At 60.9% G+C, this 22,016-nt stretch carries 22 protein-coding genes; 5 read left to right on the forward strand and 17 right to left on the reverse strand.

The annotated features are described in order from the left end of the window. Positions 1 to 164: 164 nt before the first annotated feature. Genes HXW87_RS04420 through HXW87_RS04440 form a run of 5 tightly spaced genes read right to left on the reverse strand, consistent with a single transcriptional unit; the run spans position 165 to position 4,073 of the window. Positions 165 to 800 carry an SCO family protein gene (locus tag HXW87_RS04420; protein ID WP_239778468.1) on the reverse strand — a complete coding sequence of 212 codons (636 nt, stop codon included), beginning with the start codon at positions 798 to 800 and terminating at the stop codon, positions 165 to 167. Continuing rightward, complete coding sequence (gene cyoE / locus HXW87_RS04425; RefSeq protein ID WP_047297465.1) at positions 797 to 1,696, reverse strand: heme o synthase; 900 nt, start codon at positions 1,694 to 1,696, stop codon at positions 797 to 799. The genes HXW87_RS04420 and cyoE overlap by 4 nt, the downstream gene beginning before the upstream one ends. Continuing rightward, positions 1,684 to 2,763, reverse strand: a complete 1,080-nt coding sequence (locus HXW87_RS04430; RefSeq protein ID WP_095667902.1) for a COX15/CtaA family protein — start codon at positions 2,761 to 2,763, stop codon at positions 1,684 to 1,686. The genes cyoE and HXW87_RS04430 overlap by 13 nt, the downstream gene beginning before the upstream one ends. A 10-nt stretch (positions 2,764 to 2,773) precedes the next feature. Next, positions 2,774 to 3,367 carry a hypothetical protein gene (locus tag HXW87_RS04435; RefSeq protein ID WP_095669263.1) on the reverse strand — a complete coding sequence of 198 codons (594 nt, stop codon included), beginning with the start codon at positions 3,365 to 3,367 and terminating at the stop codon, positions 2,774 to 2,776. Next, a complete protein-coding gene (locus HXW87_RS04440) occupies positions 3,333 to 4,073 on the reverse strand; it encodes an SURF1 family protein (RefSeq protein WP_239778469.1) in 741 nt (246 codons plus the stop codon). The genes HXW87_RS04435 and HXW87_RS04440 overlap by 35 nt, the downstream gene beginning before the upstream one ends. A 71-nt stretch (positions 4,074 to 4,144) precedes the next feature. Here HXW87_RS04440 and HXW87_RS04445 point away from each other — a divergent pair, with 71 nt between their 5' ends. Continuing rightward, a complete protein-coding gene (locus HXW87_RS04445; protein WP_041073718.1) occupies positions 4,145 to 4,348 on the forward strand; it encodes a twin transmembrane helix small protein in 204 nt (67 codons plus the stop codon). Between the two features lie 7 nt (positions 4,349 to 4,355). Here the strand turns inward: HXW87_RS04445 and HXW87_RS04450 are convergent, their stop codons facing one another. From HXW87_RS04450 to coxB, 4 genes are all read right to left on the reverse strand, one after another. Next, positions 4,356 to 5,243, reverse strand: coding sequence for a cytochrome c oxidase subunit 3 (locus tag HXW87_RS04450; protein ID WP_121182933.1), 888 nt, complete (start codon positions 5,241 to 5,243; stop codon positions 4,356 to 4,358). Between the two features lie 25 nt (positions 5,244 to 5,268). Continuing rightward, positions 5,269 to 5,820: a cytochrome c oxidase assembly protein gene (locus HXW87_RS04455; RefSeq protein ID WP_041073722.1), complete on the reverse strand. Its 552-nt coding sequence runs from the start codon at positions 5,818 to 5,820 to the stop codon at positions 5,269 to 5,271. 201 nt (positions 5,821 to 6,021) lie between these two features. After that, positions 6,022 to 7,608: a cytochrome c oxidase subunit I gene (ctaD, locus tag HXW87_RS04460; RefSeq protein WP_041074772.1), complete on the reverse strand. Its 1,587-nt coding sequence runs from the start codon at positions 7,606 to 7,608 to the stop codon at positions 6,022 to 6,024. A gap of 82 nt (positions 7,609 to 7,690) precedes the next feature. Continuing rightward, the gene (coxB, locus tag HXW87_RS04465) at positions 7,691 to 8,818 is read right to left on the reverse strand and encodes a cytochrome c oxidase subunit II (RefSeq protein WP_047297471.1); all 1,128 of its coding nucleotides are present in this window, start codon (positions 8,816 to 8,818) and stop codon (positions 7,691 to 7,693) included. Between the two features lie 370 nt (positions 8,819 to 9,188). Between coxB and HXW87_RS04470 the strand changes: the two genes are divergently transcribed. Continuing rightward, positions 9,189 to 9,821, forward strand: coding sequence for a hypothetical protein (locus HXW87_RS04470; RefSeq protein WP_239778470.1), 633 nt, complete (start codon positions 9,189 to 9,191; stop codon positions 9,819 to 9,821). Positions 9,822 to 9,945: 124 nt separating this feature from the next. Here the strand turns inward: HXW87_RS04470 and HXW87_RS04475 are convergent, their stop codons facing one another. From HXW87_RS04475 to HXW87_RS04485, 3 genes are all read right to left on the reverse strand, one after another. Further along, entirely contained in the window at positions 9,946 to 11,472 is a 1,527-nt protein-coding gene (locus tag HXW87_RS04475) for a SulP family inorganic anion transporter (RefSeq protein WP_095667898.1), read from the reverse strand. A 90-nt stretch (positions 11,473 to 11,562) separates the two neighbouring features. Then, positions 11,563 to 12,294 carry a carbonic anhydrase gene (locus tag HXW87_RS04480; protein WP_047297474.1) on the reverse strand — a complete coding sequence of 244 codons (732 nt, stop codon included), beginning with the start codon at positions 12,292 to 12,294 and terminating at the stop codon, positions 11,563 to 11,565. 238 nt (positions 12,295 to 12,532) lie between these two features. After that, entirely contained in the window at positions 12,533 to 13,591 is a 1,059-nt protein-coding gene (locus HXW87_RS04485) for a PA0069 family radical SAM protein (RefSeq protein WP_047297475.1), read from the reverse strand. A gap of 226 nt (positions 13,592 to 13,817) precedes the next feature. Here HXW87_RS04485 and HXW87_RS04490 point away from each other — a divergent pair, with 226 nt between their 5' ends. Further along, complete coding sequence (locus HXW87_RS04490) at positions 13,818 to 14,120, forward strand: hypothetical protein (protein ID WP_095667896.1); 303 nt, start codon at positions 13,818 to 13,820, stop codon at positions 14,118 to 14,120. Positions 14,121 to 14,193: 73 nt separating this feature from the next. On the opposite strand, the gene HXW87_RS04495 is transcribed toward HXW87_RS04490, so the two are convergent. The 3 genes from HXW87_RS04495 to HXW87_RS04505 are packed head-to-tail and all read right to left on the reverse strand — an operon-like array spanning position 14,194 to position 18,041. Continuing rightward, a complete protein-coding gene (locus HXW87_RS04495) occupies positions 14,194 to 15,495 on the reverse strand; it encodes a cytochrome c (RefSeq protein WP_047297477.1) in 1,302 nt (433 codons plus the stop codon). A 12-nt stretch (positions 15,496 to 15,507) separates the two neighbouring features. After that, positions 15,508 to 17,292 (reverse strand): GMC family oxidoreductase, encoded by a 1,785-nt coding sequence (locus HXW87_RS04500; protein WP_121182947.1) that lies wholly within the window; start codon positions 17,290 to 17,292, stop codon positions 15,508 to 15,510. Positions 17,293 to 17,294: 2 nt separating this feature from the next. Continuing rightward, on the reverse strand, positions 17,295 to 18,041 hold the full coding sequence (locus tag HXW87_RS04505; RefSeq protein ID WP_239778471.1) for a gluconate 2-dehydrogenase subunit 3 family protein: 747 nt from the start codon (positions 18,039 to 18,041) through the stop codon (positions 17,295 to 17,297). Positions 18,042 to 18,347: 306 nt separating this feature from the next. Between HXW87_RS04505 and HXW87_RS04510 the strand changes: the two genes are divergently transcribed. After that, entirely contained in the window at positions 18,348 to 18,992 is a 645-nt protein-coding gene (locus HXW87_RS04510; protein ID WP_239778472.1) for a tyrosine-protein phosphatase, read from the forward strand. Positions 18,993 to 19,037: 45 nt separating this feature from the next. Here HXW87_RS04510 and HXW87_RS04515 read toward each other — a convergent pair whose 3' ends face one another. Together HXW87_RS04515 and prlC are read right to left on the reverse strand one after the other, a co-directional pair. Beyond that, positions 19,038 to 19,322, reverse strand: a complete 285-nt coding sequence (locus tag HXW87_RS04515; protein WP_007962808.1) for a YheV family putative zinc ribbon protein — start codon at positions 19,320 to 19,322, stop codon at positions 19,038 to 19,040. Next, complete coding sequence (gene prlC, locus HXW87_RS04520; RefSeq protein WP_239778473.1) at positions 19,319 to 21,370, reverse strand: oligopeptidase A; 2,052 nt, start codon at positions 21,368 to 21,370, stop codon at positions 19,319 to 19,321. Before prlC ends, HXW87_RS04515 begins: the two co-directional genes overlap by 4 nt. A gap of 89 nt (positions 21,371 to 21,459) precedes the next feature. Here prlC and HXW87_RS04525 point away from each other — a divergent pair, with 89 nt between their 5' ends. After that, entirely contained in the window at positions 21,460 to 22,005 is a 546-nt protein-coding gene (locus HXW87_RS04525; protein WP_239778474.1) for a gamma carbonic anhydrase family protein, read from the forward strand. Positions 22,006 to 22,016: the final 11 nt, after the last annotated feature.

The following is a 22,016-nucleotide window of genomic DNA, read 5'->3' on the forward strand; positions in this document are numbered from 1 at the left end:
AGGCGATCCCTCGGGATCGCCTTTTTTATGGGGCAAATTCCCCTGTAGGAGCTGTCGAGTGGAACGAGGCTGCGATCTTTTGATCTTGCTGTTGAAGATCAGAGCAAAAGATCGCAGCCTTCGGCAGCTCCTACAGAGAAATGTTTACCCCTGCAGGTACTGCATTATTTGCGGTTGAGCATTACTGGCAGCTGCGCCACCAGTTTGGCGTTGTTCAGCGGCGCCCGGATGAACCCGCGTTGCGTGCCGTCCGGGCCGATCACCGCGAGATTGCCGCTGTGATCCACCGTGTAATTCGGCTTGCTGGTGTCGGCCGGAATGAACGGAATACTCACCGCATTCGCGACTTTCTGCAGCTCTTCGATCGACTTCGGCGTCAGTCCCACAAACTGCGGATCGAAGTAGCCCAGGTACTGCTTCAGCTGCTGCGGGTTGTCGCGGTTCGGGTCGACGCTGACTAGCACGATCTGCAATTTATCCACAACATCCTTGGGCAATTCGCTCTTGATCTGGCGCAGTTGGGCGAGGGTGGTCGGGCAGATGTCGGGGCAGAAGGTGTAGCCGAAGAACAGCAGGCTCCATTTGCCTTTCAACTCGTCGATGGCGACCGGTTGGCCGTCCTGATTGGTCATGGTCACGCCCGGCAGGGTGCGGCTCTGCGGCAGCAGGATGATGCCGGCGTCGATCAGTGCGGTGGGGTCGCCCTGGCCCTTGCCGCTCAGCACTTTGTTGACGGTCAGTCCCAGGATCAGCGCGATCACGGCGACGAGGATGAAGACGGTTTTCTGGGTTCGAGTCATAGGTTCAACAGTAAGTAGTGGTCTACGAGCAGGGCGATGAACAACAGGAACAAGTAATAAATAGAGTACTTGAAGGTGTTGATCGCCGCGTGCGGCCGAGTGCCACGGTACAGCACCACGGCCCATTGCAGAAACCTTGCGCCGAGGGCGAGGGCGCAGATCAGGTAGAGCACGCCGCTCATGTGGATCACGTATGGCAGCAGGCTCACCGCGAGCAGGGCGAAGGTGTACAGCAGAATATGCACCTTCGTGTAGTGCTCGCCGTGGGTCACCGGCAGCATCGGAATGTCGGCCTTGGCGTATTCCTCCTTGCGATGGATTGCCAGCGCCCAGAAGTGCGGCGGCGTCCAGGCGAAGATGATCAGCACCAGCAGCAACGGTTCGGCGCTGACATGGCCGGTAGCGGCAGTCCAGCCGAGCAGCGGTGGGGCGGCGCCGGCGAGGCCGCCGATGACGATGTTCTGAGGCGTCGCGCGTTTGAGAAAACCGGTGTAGATCACCGCGTAACCCAGCAGCGAAGCCAGTGTCAGCCATGCCGTCAGCGGATTGGTGAACGTCAGCAGCATCGCCTGCCCGAGCAGCGCCAGCACCAGCGCAAAGGTCAGCGCCGCCGCCGGTGAAACCCGGCCCTCGGCCAACGGTCGTTTGTGCGTGCGCGCCATCACCGCGTCGATGCGCCGGTCCACCACATGGTTGACCGCCGCCGCGCCGCCGGCACACAGCGCGATCCCCAGGTTGCCGAACACCAACACCGTCCATGGCACCCCGGCGCGGGTCGCGAGGAACATGCCGACCAGCGAGGTGATCAGCATCAGCACCACCACTTTTGGCTTGGTCAGCTCCAGATAGTCACGCCACAGCGCTTGCGCGGGACGTTCGCCGATCAGAAGCGCCATGGCGTTTCTCCTTTTATCGTGATGGGCGCGGCCGAATGTTTACGCGGGCTCAGACGCCAGCGCGCCAACATCGGCTGTTTGACCCGAACCAGACTGGTGCGCGCGTGGTAATTGACCAGCACCATGGTCAGCAGCAGCGCGGCGCCACCGGCGTTGTGCGCCACGGCCACCGGCAGTGGCAGATGGAACAGCACGTTGCTGATGCCAAGGGTGATCTGTGCACCGAGGGCGATCAGCACCAGCCCGGCGAGCCGGGTCATGCCGACGGCTCTCAGTTGCCAGGCCAGACCGAGCAGCACCAAGGTCACCAGCAGGGCACCGATACGGTGAGTCAGGTGAATCGCCGTGCGCGCATCGCTGTCGAGTTGCCCGCCGAGGTAGTTCGGGCCGATGTGCTGGGTCAGGTGAAAGCCGTTGGCAAAGTCCGCCGGCGGCAGCCATTGACCGTGGCAGGTCGGGAAATCGATGCAGGCCACTGCCGCGTAGTTGGAGCTGACCCAGCCGCCGAGGGCAATCTGGCCGATCACCAGCAACAGCCCCGCCGTCGCCCAATACTGCAAGCGCTTGGGCACGCTCAGCGCCGGCAGCACGCCGGACAGTCTCAACGTCAGCAGAAACAGCAAGCTCAAGGTCGCAAAACCGCCGAGCAAGTGCCCGGTAACCACTTGCGGCCAGAGCTTGAGCGTCACCGTCCACATGCCGAATGCCGCTTGCGCGAACACCACCGCCAGCAGAAACAGCGGCAGCTTCAGCGGCTGTCCCGGATGGCGGCGATTGACCCAGGCGCGCCCGGCCAATACCGAAATCAGCAGGCCGAGGGTGCCGGCGAAGTAGCGGTGGATCATCTCGTTCCAGCCCTTGTGCGCCACCACTGGCGAGTCGGGGTAATGCAGTTCGGCATGGGCCAGTTGGGCTTCGCTTTTCGGCACGCTGATAAAGCCGTAGCAGCCCGGCCAGTCCGGACAGCCCAGGCCGGCGTGGGTCAGGCGGGTGTAGGCGCCGAGCAGCACGACGATCAGTGCCAGCAGGGTGGCAAACAGCGCGAGGCGAAATCCAGGTTTGGCCATGACGATGCCCTTATCCGATGTTCGACAGTTTCAGCAGGTGGCGCAGGTCGTTGAGCAGATCCTTGCCCTTCACGCTCGGGTCGTAGCGCAGTACGAGATTGCCGTGCGGGTCGATGATCCACAGCTGCGGCACGGCCTTGTCGCCAGTGGCTTTGCTCAACGCTGCGGTGTCCAGCGGGTAGCGTTGCAGTTGCGGGTATTCGCGGCTCAGTTTTGCTTCGTAGTCGCTGCTCAACGGTTGGGCAGTGGCGAGGGCATGGCTGGCGCGTCCGGCATCGCGACCGAGACCGATCTGAATCTGCCGGGCGAGGTACACCAGTTGCTGACAGTCCACTGCGCAATCTTTCGGCGCGGTCACCAGCATCTGCCAGCGCTGCTCATCGGCCTGCACGCCGAGGTCGGCGCGGGTCTGGCCGTTGCCGATCAGTTCGCCGTGATAGCTGCGACCTTCCGGCACCCAGAACTGCAATTTGTACATGCCGGTGGCAAGGATCATCGGGCCCACTACGCCGAGCACAATCAGCAACAGCTGGATCCGTCCACGGCGGCGGGTGGTCGGGGTTTTCGCCTCAGACATGCTGGGTGGATTCATGGCCGTTCCCATGGTGGTTCTCCTTTGCGTTGTGCAAGCCCAAATAGACATAGAGACCGAGCAGGGCGGTGGCCATGGCGAACCACTGCACGGCGTAACCGAGGTGTTTTTCCGGACCCATGGCCACGACCGGCCAGTCGGCCTCATAACTGGCGGGACCGGGTTCGGCGCGCAGTTCATAGGCGAAGCCCTCGCGATCGAGGGTTTGCCACAGTTTGGCCGGCTCCACGGCGGTGACGGTTTGCGGCCAGGTGCTGCTGGCCGGGTCGGCGTGCAACTGGAAGGTCGCGCCGGGGGCGACGTACACCCAGGCGTCCAGACTCACGGCATCGACGGGGGTTGAGAATTGCGGGGTAACGCGGCGGTCCGGCCAAGCCAGCCAGCCGCGATTGACCAGCAGCCACTGGCCGCTGGCCCGATCCTGAAACGGTTGCAGCAACTCGATGCCAACCTTGCCGTTACGCTGACGGTTGTCCAGCAGCAGGCTGTGAGCGCTATCGAACTGACCATATAGATGAACGCGGCGAAAGGCCGGGTCGGCGCTGTGCAGCAATTCGCTGCTGGCCATCGGCTCGGCTGCGCGACGCTCGGCATAACTGGCGAGCAGGGCGGTTTTCTCCGCGCCCCGTCCCAGTTGCCAGAAGCCCAGCGACACCAGCAACGGCAGCAACAGCGCCACCACCACGGTCGGTATCACGCCCGGGCGGAAGCGCTTCATGGCTGCGCCATAAAGGCAGTCGTCGCGATCGCTATACTCAACTGCATCGCCTGTCCCCCGGAGTTCTTCCCATGCTCAAAGCAGCCATTGTCGTGCTGCTGATTGCCACGGTGATCAGCCTGTTCAGCGGCCTGTTTTTCCTGGTCAAGGACGACAGCAGCTCCAATCGTCTGGTAATCGCCTTGAGTGTTCGGGTGGCCCTGGCCGCTGCCACCGTCGGCTTGATTGCCTGGGGCTTCTACAGCGGCCAACTGGTGTCGCATGCGCCTTGGTGATCAGTGCTCAAAGCACATAAACGAAGATGAACAAGCCGATCCACACCACATCGACGAAGTGCCAGTACCAGCTCGCCGCCTCGAAGCCGAACTGATGCTCGGCATCGAAATGGCCCTTCATGATGCGCATCAGCATCACGAACAGAATGATCGTGCCGATGGTCACGTGGGCACCGTGGAAACCGGTGAGCATGAAGAACGTCGCGCCGTAGATGCCCGAACCCAGGGTCAGGCCCAGTTCGTGGTAGGCGTGCATGTATTCCTCGGCCTGCAAGGCAAGGAAGCCGCAGCCCAGCAGCACGGTGATCGCCAGCCAGATTTTCAGCGCGCCGCGATGGCCCTTCTTCAAGGCATGGTGGGCGATGGTGATGGTCACACTGGAGCTGACCAGCAGAATCGTGTTGATCAGCGGCAGGCCCCACGGGCTGATGACTTCTTTGGGCGGCGGGAACAGTTTCGGGTCAGGCGTGTGCAATAGCGGCCAGGTGAACTGGAAGTTCGGCCAGAGCATGTGGGCGATGCCCTTCGGCCCTTCGCCCCCCAGCGCCGGGCCGGAAATGTGCCGCACGTAGAACAGCGCACCGAAGAAGGCGATGAAGAACATCACCTCGGAAAAGATGAACCAACTCATGCCCCAGCGGAACGAGCGATCGAGTTGCGGGCTGTACAGCCCGGCGCGACTTTCCTTGATCACCGCGCCGAACCAGCCGAACAGCATGTACGCCAGCAACAGTCCGCCGACGAAAAAGATCAGTGGCCCGTGGGATTCAGGGCGCGCGGCCTTCAGATCGTTGAACCAGGTCGCCAGGCCGTACACGGTGACGAACATCCCCACCGTGGCGACGATCGGCCATTTGCTCTGGGCCGGAACGTAATAGTGCTCATGAGTTGCCATTTATTGTTCTCCTTATCGGGCACGCTTAACCGCCAGTGTTTGCAGCCACCGGAGGATGTCGGGCGGTGATATCGAACAGCGTGTAGGACAGCGTCAGGTGCTTCACGTCCTTGGGCATGTCGCGGTCAACGATGAAACGTACCGGCATCTCGATCTGCTGACCGGGCTGCAGCACCTGCTGGGTAAAGCAAAAGCATTCGGTCTTGTGGAAATACGCTGCCGCATTGCTTGGCGCGATGCTCGGCACGGCTTGCGCACTCATCGGTTTATCGGTGGGATTGCGCGCGACGAAAATCATCTCGTTGACCGCGCCGGGGTTGGCGGTCAACTCATCGTGTTTGGGGTAGAACTCCCACGGCATGTCGATGTTGTTGGTCGACAGAAACTGCACGCGCACTTGCCGCGAACTGTCCACCACCTGCTCGCCCTCGTACTGCCCGGCAGTTTTGCCATTGATGCCGAAGGCCTTGCACATCACGTCGTAGATCGGCACCAGGGCAAAGCCGAAGACAAACATCGCCACCACCACGCCGAGCAGGCGGGTGACCAGTTTCTTCAGCGAGATCGAGTCAGCCATGGTTCCAACCTTCCCGGTGATCACTTTTGCCTGGCAATACCTTTGTGGTGAGGGGATTCATCCCCGACCGGCTGCGCAGCAGTCGTAAAGCCCGCATATGCGGTGTGCTTGATACACCTCGATTGCAAGTTTTGGGGCTGCTTCGCAGCCCATCGGGGATGAATCCCCTCGCCACAAGGGATGAGCCAGCAGAGGAGGTGTTCATTTCACTTCCGGCGGCGTGGTAAAGGTGTGATACGGCGCCGGCGACGGCACGCTCCACTCCAGGCCCTCGGCGCCGTCCCACGGTTTGGCCGGGGCTGGTGCGCCGCCACGAATGGTCTTGATCACGATGAACAGGAAGAAGATCTGCGTGGCGCCGAACATGAACGCGCCGATCGAGGAGACCATGTTGAAGTCGGCGAACTGCAGGTTGTAGTCCGGAATCCGTCGCGGCATTCCCGCCAGTCCCACGAAGTGCATCGGGAAGAAGGTCAGGTTCATGCCGACGAATGACAGCCAGAAATGCAGCTTGCCGAGGGTTTCGTCGTACATGTGCCCGGTCCACTTCGGCAGCCAGTAATAGGCCGAGGCGAAGATGCCGAAGATCGCCCCCGGCACCAGCACGTAGTGGAAGTGCGCGACCACGAAGTAGGTGTCCTGGTACTGGAAGTCCGCCGGAGCGATAGCGAGCATCAGCCCGGAGAAACCGCCGATCGAGAACAGGATCACGAACGCCACGGCGAACAGCATCGGCGTCTCGAAGGTCAGCGAGCCTTGCCACATGGTGCTGGCCCAGTTGAACACCTTCACCCCTGTCGGGACGGCGATCAGCATGGTCGCGTACATGAAGAACAGCTCGCCCACCAGCGGGATGCCGACCACGAACATGTGGTGCGCCCAGACGATGAACGACAGGAACGCGATGCTCGCCGTGGCGTAGACCATCGAGGTGTAGCCGAACAGCGGCTTGCGCGAGAAGGTCGGGATGATCTGGCTGACGGCACCGAAGGCCGGCAGGATCATGATGTACACCTCGGGATGCCCGAAGAACCAGAACACGTGCTGGAACAGCACCGGATCACCGCCACCGGCGGCACTGAAGAAACTGGTGCCGAAGTGGATGTCCATCAGCATCATCGTCACGCACCCGGCCAGCACCGGCATCACCGCGATCAGCAGGAACGCGGTGATCAGCCAGGTCCAGACGAACAACGGCATTTTCATCAGGGTCATGCCGGGGGCGCGCAGGTTGAGGATGGTGGCGATCACGTTGATCGCGCCCATGATCGAACTGATCCCCATCAAGTGGATGGCGAAGATGAAGTAGGTGACGCTTTCCGGCGCGTAGGTGGTGGACAGTGGGGCGTAGAACGTCCAGCCGAAGTTCGGCCCGCCACCGGCGGTGAACAGGGTCGAGACCAGCAGCAGGAACGCCGCGGGCAGCAGCCAGAAGCTGAAATTGTTCATCCGTGGCAGGGCCATGTCCGGCGCACCGATCATCAACGGGATCATCCAGTTGGCGAGGCCGACGAACGCCGGCATCACCGCCCCGAATACCATCACCAAGCCGTGCATGGTGGTCATCTGGTTGAAGAACGCCGGTTCGACGATCTGCAACCCGGGCTGGAACAGCTCGGCGCGGATCACCATGGCGAACGTGCCGCCGAGCAGGAACATGCAGAATGCAAACCACAGGTACAGCGTGCCGATGTCCTTGTGGTTGGTGGTCAGCACCCAGCGCATCAGGCCTTTGGCGGGGCCGTGGGCGTGGTCGGCGTGACCGTGGTCATCGATGACAGCGCTCATGGCCGGTCTCCTTTACGTGAGTGGACTGGGCGGGCCGGGGCGCGCGGCCCCGACCGATTGACGAAGTACGCGGTAGACCGGCTCATTTGCTTTCCGCCTGTTTGAGCTCAAGCACTTCTTTTGGTGTGACCATGTCGCCTTTGTTGTTGCCCCAGGCGTTACGTTCGTAGGTCACGACCGCTGCGATATCGACTTCCGACAACTGCTTGCCGAATGCGGCCATGGCGGTGCCGGGTTTGCCGTGGAAGACAATGCTCAAGTGGCCTTCTTTCGGCCCGGTGGCGATTTTCGAGCCCTTGAGCGCCGGGAACATCGGCGGCAGGCCCTGGCCTTCGGCCTGGTGACAGGCCACGCAGGTGGTGTGGTAGATCTTGTCGCCACGTTCCTTGAGTTCGTCCAGCGTCCATTCCTTGCTGGTCAGCTCCTTGAGCTGCGCGGCTTCGGCTTTGCGCTCGGCGAGCCACTTGTCGTAGTCGGCCTTCTCCTTGACGTCGACCACGATCGGCATGAAGCCGTGGTCCTTGCCGCACAATTCGGCGCACTGCCCGCGGTAGAGGCCGGGCTTGTCGATGCGCGTCCAGGCCTCGTTGACGAACCCGGGGATCGCATCGCGCTTGACCGCGAAGGCCGGCACCCACCACGAGTGGATGACGTCGGCGGAAGTCACGAGGAAGCGCACCTTGGCGCCGACCGGCAGCACCAGCGGCTTGTCGACTTCGAGCAGGTAGTGCTCGCCCTTGGCTTCCTTGTTGTGAATCTGTTCGGCGGGGGTGGCCAGGTTGCTGAAGAATTCGACGTCCTGGCCCAGGTATTTGTAGTGCCACTTCCACTGATAACCGGTGATCTGGATATCGATATCCGGTTCACTGGTGTCGTACATGCGGATCAGGGTGGCGGTCGCCGGAACGGCCATCGCCACCAGGATCAGCAGCGGCACGACGGTCCAGAGAATTTCAACGGTGGTGCTTTCGTGGAATTTTGCGGCGACCTGCCCGGTCGAGCGGCGATGCACGATCATCGACCAGAACATGGCACCGAAGACGATGATCCCGATCACCACACAGATCCAGAAAATGGTCATGTGCAGGTCGAATACTGCGTGACTGATTTCAGTCGCTCCAGGCGCCATATTCACAGTCCAGGCCGCCTGGGCCGGGCTGAAAATCGACCACAACAGGAGGCCCATCCAGACGTGTGGATGTCGCATCATTGCGGGTTCCCCTTATCGTTCTTGTTATCCCGTAGGCGCAACGCCTTCGGCAAGGGAGCGGCTGCATCAGACTACGAACTTGAATCGCCGGGCCTTGCTGCGTGGGCAGTCGGGCGTCATCAGCTAACTCCATTCAATGGCGAGTATAGACAGCCGTCGGAAATTGCAATGTCGTGGCGTTAATGTTCTGAAACAGCCGGGACTTGCGCTAAAGGGCACGAATGGAGAAGGATGCAGACGAGTGGTGGCGAACCGATATAACGCTGCTGCATCAAGGATGAAATAATTATGACAAATGCGTCTTAGCATTTTTCGTAAGCCAGCTAAGTTATGTCTTCCCTATTTCATTGCCTTGTTCCCTGGAGTTTTCATGAACACCGCCGCATTGCGCGAGCAGATCCAAAAAGCCCGACAGACCGAAAACGAAACCGGACGGCTCAAGCGTCAGCTGGAAGCCAAGTTGCCTCATCTGCATTCGGCCATTCAGTTGCCGGACGCTAACCGCGAAGACGCGTTGACGAGTTTTGTCAGCGCCTATATCGATGAAGTACCAGACATGCTGGACGCAGCCAATGAAGTTGCCAGGGAAGCGGGAATCGAGTCGCAGATCAAACCGGTGCTGAAAATCGCCGAGCAGTACTTCCTCCAGCCGCCGGTCGGTCTGGACAGCCTGCTGGACGAAGCCTATCTGGCGCACCGCTTTGTCGAAGAGGTCAACGACCTGTACATCAAACACCTCGGCCAGCCACTGATCCCCTTGGACATGACGGTCGCCAACCTGATTGCTCACCAGCTGCTCGGTGAGGAATTTGCCAATCAACTGGATGAAGTCGTGCATCACACCATCGACGAGATGCTTGACGACGAGAGTTTTGCGCTGGAATCGGTAGAAGCCTACCGCGACAAACTGAGCAGCCCGGACACCGGTGCCGCCTGGAAGCGCTGGCCGTGCATGGGCCGCCGCCTGGGCGTTGGCCTGGAGCTGGATCAGCCCGCTGCCTGAGTTACACACAATCCAATGTAGGAGCTGCCGCAGGCTGCGATCTTTTGATGTTGTTTCTAACAATCAAGAGCAAAAGATCGCAGCCTGCGGCAGCTCCTACAGGGGTTGAGTTCACCCCGGAGATTTAACCGGCAGCGCCGATGCCTGTTGTTGTGCGAACCCGTCCCTCCAACCGCCGCTTCAACCCGCGCGACTCGATCAACAGCTTCGACCCCTTCGCCGCATTCGCCCGGCCCCATTCCTCTAGCAACTCCAGACACGAATGGTCGATGTAGCTCAGGTGATTGAGCGGCACATGCACCGTTGTGCCCGCTGGAATGCTGCCCAGCACTTGAGTCAGTGCCGGTACCTTGAGAAAGGTCGCCGCGCCTACCAGACGCAACTCCATCTCACCGTCCTGCGGCAGGTCGATCAGGCTGATCTTCAGGCGCGAAGCCTTGAACGCCAGTTTCAACATCGTCAGACCGAAACCGATCAACACACCGGTCAGCAGGTCGGTGAAGATGATCGCCAGCGCCGTGGCGGCGTAGGTGAACATCGGCATCCGCCCGTAACGGCCCAGCCCGCGAAAGGCCTTGAGATCCACCAGTTTGAAACCGGTGTACACCAGCACGCCTGCCAGACTCGCCACCGGAATGCTTTGCAGCACGCTCGACAACAACAGCACGAACGCCAGCAGCCACAAACCATGGAAGATCGTCGAATAGCGGGTGGTTGCGCCAGCCTGGACGTTGGCCGAACTGCGCACGATCACCCCGGTCATTGGCAGCGCACCGACCAGTCCGCAAAGCATGTTGCCGACGCCTTGCGCTGAGAGTTCACGGTCGAAGTCCGAGCGCACACCGCTGTGCATGCGATCTACTGCTGCTGCAGACAGCAGGGTTTCGGCGCTGGCGATGAACGCCACGGCAAAAGCCGCAATCAGCAGGGTTGGATCAGCAAGGCTGAGCAAATCCGCCGGTTTCAGCCAGTCGATGGCTTCGGCCAGATTGGCCGGCACCTCGACTCGTTTCACCTGCAACGCCAGCAGCAGGCTGGCACCCGTGGCCAGGCCAACGCCGAGCAGCGCACCGGGAATGAAGCGTAGCGAATGCGGACGGAATTTTTCCCACAGCCACATCACCGCAATAGTCGCCAGCCCGAGCAATCCGGCCTGCCAGCCGAACGACGGCAAGGCTTGCGCTACCGCGCCGGGGAACGCTGTGAGGTTATCCAGCCCCGAGGGCTGCGGCTTGGCATCCAGCATCACATGCACCTGCGACAGAACGATCAGCACACCGATCCCCGCAAGCATGCCATACACCACCGCGGGCGCCGTTACCCGAAACCAGCACCCGAGCTTCAGGCGCCCGGCCACCAGTTGCAGGAACCCGGCGAGCAGCAGAATCGGCCCGAGCATCTCGATCCCGTGCTGGCGCACCAGCTCGAACACCAACACCGCCAGTCCCGCCGCCGGCCCGCTGACTTGCAACGGCGACCCCGCCAGCCAACCGACCACCAGACCACCAATAATCCCGGTGATCAGGCCTTTGGCCGGTGGTAACCCGGAAGCAATCGCAATACCCATGCACAGCGGCAGGGCGACCAGAAACACAACCACCGAAGCCAGCAACTCCCGTGGCAGAACCGCTTTCAATTGAGCAGCACGCATGGTGACTCTCCCGAAGTTTTCTTCAGGCGTGGCTTCGCCGCACCGCTGAAACAGCGGCCGGCGTCAAACCACACAGATTTTTAGGAGGATTTAGAAGCGCGCTTTGGGCGTCGCCACCGGAATCGGATGGCTGCCGTCGAGCGGCAGGAAGCGTCCCTGATCCGCGTCGTAAGCTTTGATTTCGCTGGTTTCGATGTTGTAGACCCAGCCATGGATGAACAGATGACCGTTCGCCATGCGTGAGGCTACCGAAGGATGGGTACGCAAGTGCTGCAGTTGGGCGATGACGTTCTCCTCGGTGAGGATCGGCATGCTTTCTTTTTCGTCGGTGCAGTTGCAGTTGTCATGCACCATGGTCTTCGCCACTTCCGCATGACGCAACCAGGCTTTGACTGTCGGCATTTTTTCCAGGCTGTCCGGATTGAGCACTGCGCGCATGGCGCCGCAATCGGAGTGGCCGCAAATGATGATGTGTTGCACGCCCAGCGCCAGTACCGCGTATTCGATGGCGGTGGAAACGCCGCCGTTCATCTGGCCATAAGGCGGTACGACGTTGCCCACGTTACGGGTCACGAACAGATCGCCCGGCGAGCTCTGAGTGATCAACTCGGGCACGATGCGCGAGTCGGCACAGGTGATGAACATCGCCCGTGGCGATTGCGCCGTGGCGAGTTTCTTGAAGAGTTCTTCCTGTTGCGGAAAGACCTCATGATGAAAATGCAAAAAGCCGTCAACGATCGTTCGCAGCGCTGCATCGGCGGATTGCGCCCCAGGGACGGCTTGCGCCGACGCAGCCAACGGCTGTTTATCCTTGTCACTCATGATTCATCCTCTTTGGCGGATTCGGGGAGTCATTCCCGTGTATTCCGGTATGAAGCCAGTGGCTGTTTAAACCATCCGGGCCATCCCGACCCGTCAGTCACTCGATGAACAAGGTAGCCGCCGAAACTTAACTGAAACTGAATCAAGCGCTCTAGAACGTGTGTTCCAGGTCACAAAAAACGTGACTGAGGGTTACGGCGGAAGGAGTCCAGCCCCTCAACCACAGGGCCAATTGTCGCTAAATCAACGACATCTGGCGACCCGGTGGACAGAAGGCGCTGCAGTCGAGGTCATAGCCCTCGCGATGATTGAGGTCGAGACGCTTGATCGTTTTGGCAAAGCGTTGCGCGAGCAAGTCGGCGAACGGCCCTTCGCCGCGCATCCGTGCACCGAAACGGCTGTCGTAGAGCTCGCCGCCACGGCTCTGGCGGATCAGGCTCAGGACATGGGCCGCGCGCTGCGGATAGTGCGCGTGCAGCCACTCCTCGAACAGCGGCGCCACCTCCAGGGGCAGGCGCAGCATCATGTAGGCGGCACTTTGCGCACCCGCCGCATGCGCCTCGGTCAGCAGGCTTTCGATTTCGCTGTCGTTGATCATCGGAATCATCGGCGAACACAACACCCCCACCGGAATGCCCGCTTCGCGCATCACCCGGATCGCCCGCAACCGGGCCTTGGGTGCCGCGGCACGGGGTTCGAGGATGCGTTTGAGTTCATCGTCCAGCGTCGTCAGGCTGATCATCACCGCCACCAGCCGTTGTTGCGCCAGTTCCGTGAGCAGATCGAGGTCACGCAGGATCAGCGAGCCCTTGGTGACGATGGTCACCGGGTGCCGGTAGCGCAGCAGCACCTCGAGGGTCTGGCGGGTGATCCGGTGTTCACGTTCGATGGGTTGGTACGGGTCGGTATTGGAGCCGAGGTTGATCGGCGCGCATTGATAACCTTTTTTCCCAAGCTGTTCTTCCAGCACCTGGGCGGCGTTGGTCTTGGCGATCAGCCGGGTTTCGAAATCCAGTCCCGGCGACATGTCCCAATAAGCGTGGCTGGGCCGCGCGTAGCAATAGATGCAGCCATGCTCGCAGCCGCGATAGGGATTGATCGAACGATCGAAGGGCAGGTCCGGCGAGGTATTGCGGGTGATGATGGTTTTCGCGGTCTCGATCATCACCTCGGTGTTCTGTGTCTCGGGCACTTCCTGATACCAGCCGTCGTCCTCGGCTACCGAACGATTCGGCGCGAAGCGGTTGTGCGGGTTGGTCGCAGTGCCGCGACCACGAGGAGGCAAGGGCGTGTGCATCGCAAGTGTCCTGATTGCTGTATGTGCATACAGTATCGCTGGATCGAGGAAACAGCCAGTGCCGTTCGGCGATTCGGCGCACCAACACCAGTCCGTGGTTCATGGATTGATATATATATTTATCGCAAACCGAAGACACATCTTTCAACTGGAAGTACAACTTGCAACGTCGTTATTATTCGTCTTGTTGTCTTTCTGTTATTCAATATTTTAAAAGGAATTAAACGTGTCTTACTTTAACCATCGCGGCATCTTTTTGCAGAAACTTGGTCCGACTCCGGTTGATCCGGATGAAGTACTGGTGTCCATGCAGTTTGCGCAGAAGCAATCTGGCTGGGACGCAGAAAACGCCGTGCCGACCGACTCTCTGCTGGATTCGCGGATCATCATTGCATCGTCCTATGACGGTGGCGAAACGTTCGATGTCAGTAATGAAAAAGATGTCGATGGGGATGGTGATATTGATGCAGATGATAAAGCCAAGTTGCTGGCGCTGGCCAAGGCTTATGTCAGTATCATGAATCCATAATCTGGTCAGGCGTCAGCTTAGTTGTGATCTGAACAAAAAGCCCTGCCCGTATTAAATACGGGCAGGGCTTTTTTTAGTTGCTGCGGGTTACCTGACCAAGATCATCAGCCGAGGTGGTGGTCATGTCGCTGGTGCGTAGATGACGGACCTCGTCTGCGCTCACCGGGGCGCCTTTGTTGCCCCAACTGCCACGGATAAAACTCACCACGTCCGCCACTTCCTGATCCGACAAGCGCCAGGCGAAGCCCGGCATGGTGAAGGTCGATGGCGCGGTGTGGGTGGCCGGCAGGGTGCCGCCCTTGAGCACGATATGGATCAGCGAGGTCGGGTCTTCCGATTGCAGCACCGGATTGCCCGCCAGCGCCGGGAACACCCGGGTGTAGCCGTGGCCGTCGGTACGGTGGCAGGCCGCGCAGTTGTCGATGTACACCGCTGCGCCGCGTTGACTGTCGTCGCCGTTCCACAGGGCTTTGGCGGCTTTCTCGTCGTACTGGTGCGGCTGATCGTTCGGATCAACTGCCGGCAGTGACTTGAGGTAGCGGGCAATCGCAGTGAGGTCGGCGTCGGTCATGTATTGCATGCTGTGAGTCACCACATCGCTCATGCCGCCGAACACTGCGCTGCGGTCGCTGCGTCCGGTCTTGAGGAACTGCACCAGCTGCGCTTCGCTCCAGCTGCCCAGGCCATCCTTGTGATCACCGCGCAGACTTTTGGCGATCCAGCCTTCCAGCGGTGCGCTGCCGGCGAGGAAGCTCTTGCCATCTGCCGCGCTCAGGGATTTCTCCTGCATGGTCAGGGCCCGTGGCGTATGGCAGGCGCCGCAATGGCCGAGGCCTTCGACCAGATAGGCGCCGCGGTCGATCACCGGGTCGTCCGAAGTGGCCTTGTAGTCCTCGACTTTCGGCGCAAACAGCCAGCGCCAGCCCATCAGCGGCCAGCGCATGCTCAGCGGCCATGGGATGTCGCTGGCCTTGTTCTCCTGCGCCACCGGTTCAACGCCGTGCATGAAGTAGGCGTACAGCGCCTGCATGTCGGTTTCGCTGACCCGGGCGTAGGACGGATACGGCATCGCCGGGTACAACGTACTACCGTTTTTGGCGACGCCGTGGCGCACCGCTTGGTCGAAGTCCTCGAAGCTGTAATCACCGACGCCGGTTTTGTCCGGGGTGATGTTGGTCGAGTAGATCGTGCCGATCGGCGTTTCCATCGGCAGGCCGCCGGCGAACGGTTTGCCGCCCTTGGCGGTGTGGCAGGCCACGCAGTCACCGGCGCGGGCGAGGTATTCGCCTTGTTTGATCAACGCCTGATCGACGTCGGCGGCGTGCACGGCAGCACTGCCGAGCAGGGCCAGGGTGGCGATAACGAGATTGTTCATGGTCATCGCTCCTTAAGCCTGAACCAGCGGGCCGGGGTTTTTCAGGTACTGCTCGCGGATCGCCTTGGCCGACCAGTAGGTCAACGCCGCCACCAATCCGGTCGGGTTGTAACCCAGTCCTTGCGGGAACGCCGACGCGCCTGGCACAAACACGTTGTGCACGTCCCAGCTCTGCAGGTAACGGTTCAGGGCGCTCTTTTTCGGATCGGTGCCCATGATTGCGCCACCGTTGAGGTGGGTGGTCTGGTAGGCCGCAGTGTTGAAATGATCACCGACCTGCTTGCCGATCACCGCAATGGCTTTCGGGCCCATGGCTTGGGCGACCTTGCCCATTTTCTCGACCATGAAGCGGTTCATCTTGATGTCGTTTTCCTGCCAGTCGAAGGTCATCCGCAGCAGCGGCAAACCGTAGGCATCGCGGTACACCGGATCCAGATCGAGGTAGTTGCCTCTGTAGGACTGGTGCGCGCCGTGGGCGTCCATCGATACCTGGTGGGTGTAGTAATCGGCGGTCGCGCGTTTCCACTGGCTACCCCAGGCCGGCGTGCCGGGCGGGTTCGAGGTGCCGGCAATCGGCCGGCTGCCGGCCTGGTTGACCCACATTGGCGAGCCACCGACGAAGCCGTGCGGGCCGTGGTCGAAGTTGTCGGCGTTGAAGTCATCCAGCGCCACACCGTTGCCGCCCGCCCCGATGAAGTTGTTGGTGTGGGTGTCCTTGTCGAAGAACGCCTTGATGGTCGCCATGTTCTGGTAGGCGAAGTTACGTCCGACCACGCCTTCGCCGCTGATCGGGTCGTACGGTTTGCCGATGCCCGAGAGCAGCATCAGGCGCACGTTGTGCAGCTGGAAAGCGCCGAGGATCACCAGATCCGCCGGCTGCTCGATCTCGCGGCCCTGGCCATCGATGTAAGTCACGCCGGTGGCCTTGGACTTGGTGCTGTCGAGATTGACCCGCAGCACATGCGAGTTGGGCCGCAATTCGAAATTCGGCAGCGGCTTGAGCGCTGGCAGAATGTTCACGTTCGGCGACGCCTTGGAATACATGTAGCACACGTAACCGCTGCAGAATCCGCAGAAATTGCACGGGCCCATCTGTGCGCCGTAAGGGTTGGTGTACGGGCCTGAAGTATTCGCCGACGGCAGGTTGTAGGGTTTGTAACCGACCTCTGCCGCCGCTTTGCCGAACAGTTGTGCGGAAACGGTGTTCTTCTGCGCTTCCAGCGGGAACGGATTGGAGCGATCCGGTGCGTAAGGGTTGCCGCCCTTGCCCTGTCCGACCAGTTGACCTTTCACGGTCCAGGCCTGGCCCGAGGTGCCGAAGACTTTCTCGGCGAAATCGAAAAACGGTTCCAGCTCTTCATAGCTGACGCCGAAGTCCTGAATGGTCATGTCCTTGGGGATGAAGCGTTTGCCGTAGCGTTCTTCGTAATGGCTGCGCATACGCAGTTCGATCGGATCGACGCGAAAATGCACGCCCGACCAGTGCAAACCGGCGCCGCCGACGCCATTACCCGGCAGGAATGCACCCAACTGGCGGTTCGGCAGGGCAATGTCGTTGACGCTGTGGCGGATGGTGACGGTTTCTTTCGAGATGTCCTGAAAGAGTTTTTTGCGCACGCTGTAGGTGAGTTCGTCGATCACCTGCGGATAGTTGCCGTCAGGGTAGGTGTCCTGCATCGGCCCGCGCTCCAGCGCCAGCACGTTGAGCCCGGCTTCGGTCAGCTCCTTGGCCATGATCGCGCCAGTCCAGCCAAAACCGACGATCACCGCGTCGACCTTCTTCATTACGGTTGCCATGCTCAAGCCCTCTCGCCGCGAATCGAAACTGCCGGGAAGGGGTACTGCTCGTTGCGTTCCACCCAATCCATGAAATCGGCGCGGGCGCCGGGGAAGCCGATCATGGTCCAGCCGACCATGCCTTTATTGCCGCCGTGGATCGGGTCGCAGAAGAACCCTTCCTTGGTGTTTTGCAGCAGCAGGCTGAAGAAAATCTTCGCTGGAACCGCATCGAACTGCGGTTTTCCCGCTTCGAGTTGCTTGAGCAAATCGTCTCGGGTAGCGCTGTCTTGCTCGGCAAATGTTTTACCGTTGAGGGATTTTGCCCACTGATCCGTGGCAGCGATGCCCAGGCGATAGATCTCTTTGGGCACCAGTTTGCTCTGCCAGCCCATCTCCGGCGCAGCGTCGGCGTTGAACGGACCCTGCATGTACCACAGGGCACCCGCGGCGTACGGGGTGTTCATCTGGCGGTCGATGTATTCCGGCACACCGGCTTCCAGGGCACCCGGGCCTTGCTCGTCATTGGGGATCAATTGCGCCACGGCGGCGTTGATGAAGGCCCATTCCTCGGCGGTGAAATAGCTCGGCTGATAAGCGCTGGCGTCAGCCTGGGCCGGTGTTGCTGCGGGCGTCTTCGAGGTGGCTTCAGGGGCAGCTTGCAACACGCTGCTGCCCAAGCCGGCTCCGGCGAGGGTAACCACGGGAATCAGGGTCAGGGATTTGCGCAAAAACTCACGCCGCGGGTTGTCTCGATCTGCATCAGACATGGGGTGCACCTCATCAGGCATTGATGGTTGTCCGTTTCTGCGAACGGCTTGAGCAGTTTTTCGTCGCAGCGCGCGGCCCGTTTGACCGGGAAAAGGGGGACGCCTGCAACATCGTGTGACAAATGGTAGCAGGCTAATCATCGGGATGAACCGATTCAGTGGGAAAAAGCCTCGGTTTTTTACCCGGCGCTGAATGAAATCGCCCGGATTCACAATTCTTTGACAAGAGCCTCACAGGGCTTTGACCGTCAGACGTGGAAGCTGCGAGGCCTTTCATTGATGAATTCCGATTACGGTCAGCCCAGCATGTCTCGAGTGCGTCTTTTTCCTGTTTTGTGTTTGTCGCTTGTCGCTCTGCTGCACTTGATGCCGGCCCAGGCTGATGCCGCTGTCACATCGCGCCCGCCGGAGTGGGCGCAACCGGTGGAAGTGCAGTACAACCTGTTCCAGATGTCGCCAACGCTGTACCGCAGTGCCTTGCCGGATGGCGGCGCGGTGCCGTTGCTGAAAAATCTCAAAGTGGCGACGGTGATCACCTTCCTGCCGGAAGCCGACAGCAGCTGGCTGTCCGAGCCGGGCATCAATCAAGTGCAACTGCCTTATCGCACCAACCACGTCGATGACGCCGATGTGCTCAAGACGCTGCGCGCGATTCAGGCTGCCGAAGCCAACGGCCCGGTGCTGATGCACTGCAAACACGGTTCAGACCGCACCGGCCTGATGGCGGCGATGTACCGAATCGTGGTGCAGGGCTGGAGCAAGGAAGACGCGCTGAATGAAATGACGCAGGGCGGTTTTGGTGAAAGCGGCCATTTCAAGGATGGCGTGCGCTACGTGATGCAGGCCGATGTCGACAAACTGCGTACCGCGCTGGCCAACGGCGACTGCAGCACCAGTGCCTTTGCCACTTGCTCGATGAAGAGCTGGTTCCAGTCAGTCAACCTCAAGTAAGCCGCACCCTCCACGGCATTGCACCGTGGAGGGTTATTTGCCGGCTCAGTCTTCGGACTTTTTCTTCAGCTTCGGATTCGGAAAGAACTGCACGGCCTGGACAGTCTTGTCCGGCGCCGGCTTGAGCGCGCTGGTATTGACCCGCGTGCCCAGTTCCTTGGGAACCGACAGCCCTTGCTCGTTCAGCGTATCCGAGTAACCGCAGGCCACGCACTCGCGGTGCGGCACGCTATCCTCGTTCCACATCATCAGTTTGTCCGGCTCGCTGCACGCCGGGCAGACAGCCCCGGCGATAAAGCGCTTCTTGGTAATCACAGGTGCCTCACTCATGCTGCTGCGTCCTCACTCAGGCCGCTATGGCGCAAGAGTGCGTCAATCGATGGCTCTCGGCCACGGAAGTCGACGAACAGCACCATCGGGGCCTGCGAGCCGCCACGCGCCAGAATCGCTTCGCGGAAGGCGCGACCGGTGTCGGCGTTGAGCACGCCATCCTCTTCGAATTTGGAGAAGGCATCCGCCGACAGCACTTCCGCCCACTTGTAGCTGTAATAGCCCGCCGCGTAACCGCCGGCGAAGATGTGCGCGAAGCTGTTGGGGAAGCGGTTGTACGCCGGTGGACGCATCACCGACACCTCGTCGCGCACGCCTTCCAGCACTTGCGCCACGCTGCGGCCGTCACCATGGGTAGCGTGCAGTTCGAAGTCGAACAGCGAGAATTCCAGCTGCCGCACCATCATCAGGCCGGACTGGAAGTTCTTCGCTGCGAGCATTTTCTCCAGCAGGTCTTGCGGCAGCGGCTCGCCGGTTTCGTAGTGACCGGAAATCAGCGCCAGGCCTTCCGGTTCCCAGCACCAGTTTTCCATGAACTGGCTCGGCAGCTCGACCGCATCCCACGCCACGCCGTTGATCCCGGAAACACCGGCGTGATCAACTCGGGTCAGCAGGTGATGCAGGCCGTGGCCGAATTCGTGGAACAGGGTGGTCACTTCATCGTGGGTCAGCAGCGCAGGCTTGCCGCTGTCGGCCGGGGTGAAGTTGCACACCAGGTTGGCCACCGGGCTTTGCAGCACGCCGTCGACGGTGCGGCGACGGTCGCGGGCGCCGTCCATCCACGCGCCGCCACGCTTGTTGGCGCGGGCGTAGAGGTCGAAGAAGAAGCGCCCGACGTGCTGGCCGTTTTCCTTGATTTCGAACAGGCGAACATCCGGGTGCCAGGTGTCGAAGCCTTTCAGCTCGGCGATCTCGATGCCGTACAGACGCTGAACGATGGCGAACAGGCCGCCGAGGACTTTGTCGATCGGGAAGTAGGCGCGCAGGGTTTCCTGAGCGACGCTGTAGCGCTGCTCGCGGAGTTTTTCCCCGTAGAAACCGCTGTCCCAGCTCTGCAGATCGGCGCAGCCCTGTTCGGCGGCGAAGGCGCGCAGCTGCTGCAGATCCTGCGCGGCAAACGGTTTGCTGCGCTTGGCCAGGTCGCGCAGGAAGCTCAGCACCTGATCGCTGGACTCGGCCATCTTCGTGGCAAGGCTCAGCTCGGAGAAGCTGGCGAAGCCCAAGAGTTTTGCCAGTTCCTGACGCAGGTCGAGGATCTCTTCCATTACCGGGCCGTTGTCGTTCTGCCCGGCGTTCGGGCCTTGATCCGACGCACGGGTGCAGTAGGCGGCGTAGACTTCTTCGCGCAACGTGCGGTCCTGGGCGTAGGTCATCACCGCGTAGTAGCTCGGGAATTCCAGGGTGATCAGCCAGCCATCAAGGCCTTTGGCCTGTGCGGCGGCGGCCATTTGCGCCTTGGCCGAGTCGGTCAGGCCGGCGAGGGCGGCTTCGTCGGTGATGTGCTTGGTCCAGGCTTGCGTGGCGTCGAGCAATTGGTTGGAGAAGCGGCTGCCCAGCTCGGACAGTTTGCTCTGCACTTCAGCGTAACGCTTCTGTTCGGCTTCCGGCAGGTCGATACCCGACAAACGGAAATCGCGCAGGGCGTGTTCCAGAATGGTTTTTTGCGCCACGTCGAAATTGGCGGCTTCCGGGCTGTTGGCCAGCGCTTCATAAGCCTGGAACAGCTCGCGGTTCTGCCCCATCTCGGTGGAGTAGGCGCTCAGGGCCGGCAGGCACGACTCGTAGGCCTCGCGCAGTTCAGCGCTGTTGCACACGGCGTTGAGGTGGCTGACCGGGCTCCAGGCAGCGCCGAGGCGATCGTTGAGTTCGTCCATTGCCAATACCAGGCCGGCCCAGGTCGGGTTCTCGACTTGAGTCTTGAGGATTTCGGCGATGGCGGCGCGGTTGTCGGCCAGGATCGTTTCAATGGCTGGCAGCACGTGTTCGGCACGGATCGTGGAGAACGGCGGCAGGTCGTAGGACTGCAGAAGAGGGTTGTTCACGCTCACGGTTGGCACCTTGGCTGGGAGAAACATGCGCCCATCTTAATTACAATCGGCACTCACCGCAGCTATCGGCGACAGAGAGAGAAATTATCGTGTCCGTTCGCAAGTACCAGAGTCACACCCCGCAGCTCGGTAAAGGCGCGTTTGTCGACGCCTCCGCGGTGGTGATCGGCGACGTCGAAATCGGCGAAGACAGCTCCGTGTGGCCGCTGACCGTGATCCGTGGCGACATGCACCGCATCCGCATCGGTGCGCGCACCAGCGTGCAGGACGGTTGCGTGTTGCACATCACCCACGCCGGGCCATTCAACCCGGACGGTTTTCCGCTGCTGATCGGCGATGACGTGACCATCGCCCACAAGGTCATGCTGCATGGCTGCAGCGTTGGCAGCCGCGTATTGATCGGCATGGGCAGCATTGTCATGGACGGCGCGCAGGTCGAGGATGACGTGATCATCGGCGCCGGCAGCCTGGTACCACCGGGCAAGCGCCTGGAAAGTGGTTTCCTGTACGTGGGCAGCCCGGTGAAACAGGTCCGTCCGCTGACCGACAAGGAACGCGCCTTCTTCACCTACAGCGCGGCGAACTACGTGAAGCTCAAGGACCTGCATCTGGCCGAAGGCTACGACCAGCTCTGAATCGACCTACA

It is taken from the genome of Pseudomonas sp. Y5-11 (assembly GCF_022368695.1).
GTDB classification, from domain to species: domain Bacteria; phylum Pseudomonadota; class Gammaproteobacteria; order Pseudomonadales; family Pseudomonadaceae; genus Aquipseudomonas; species Aquipseudomonas parakoreensis.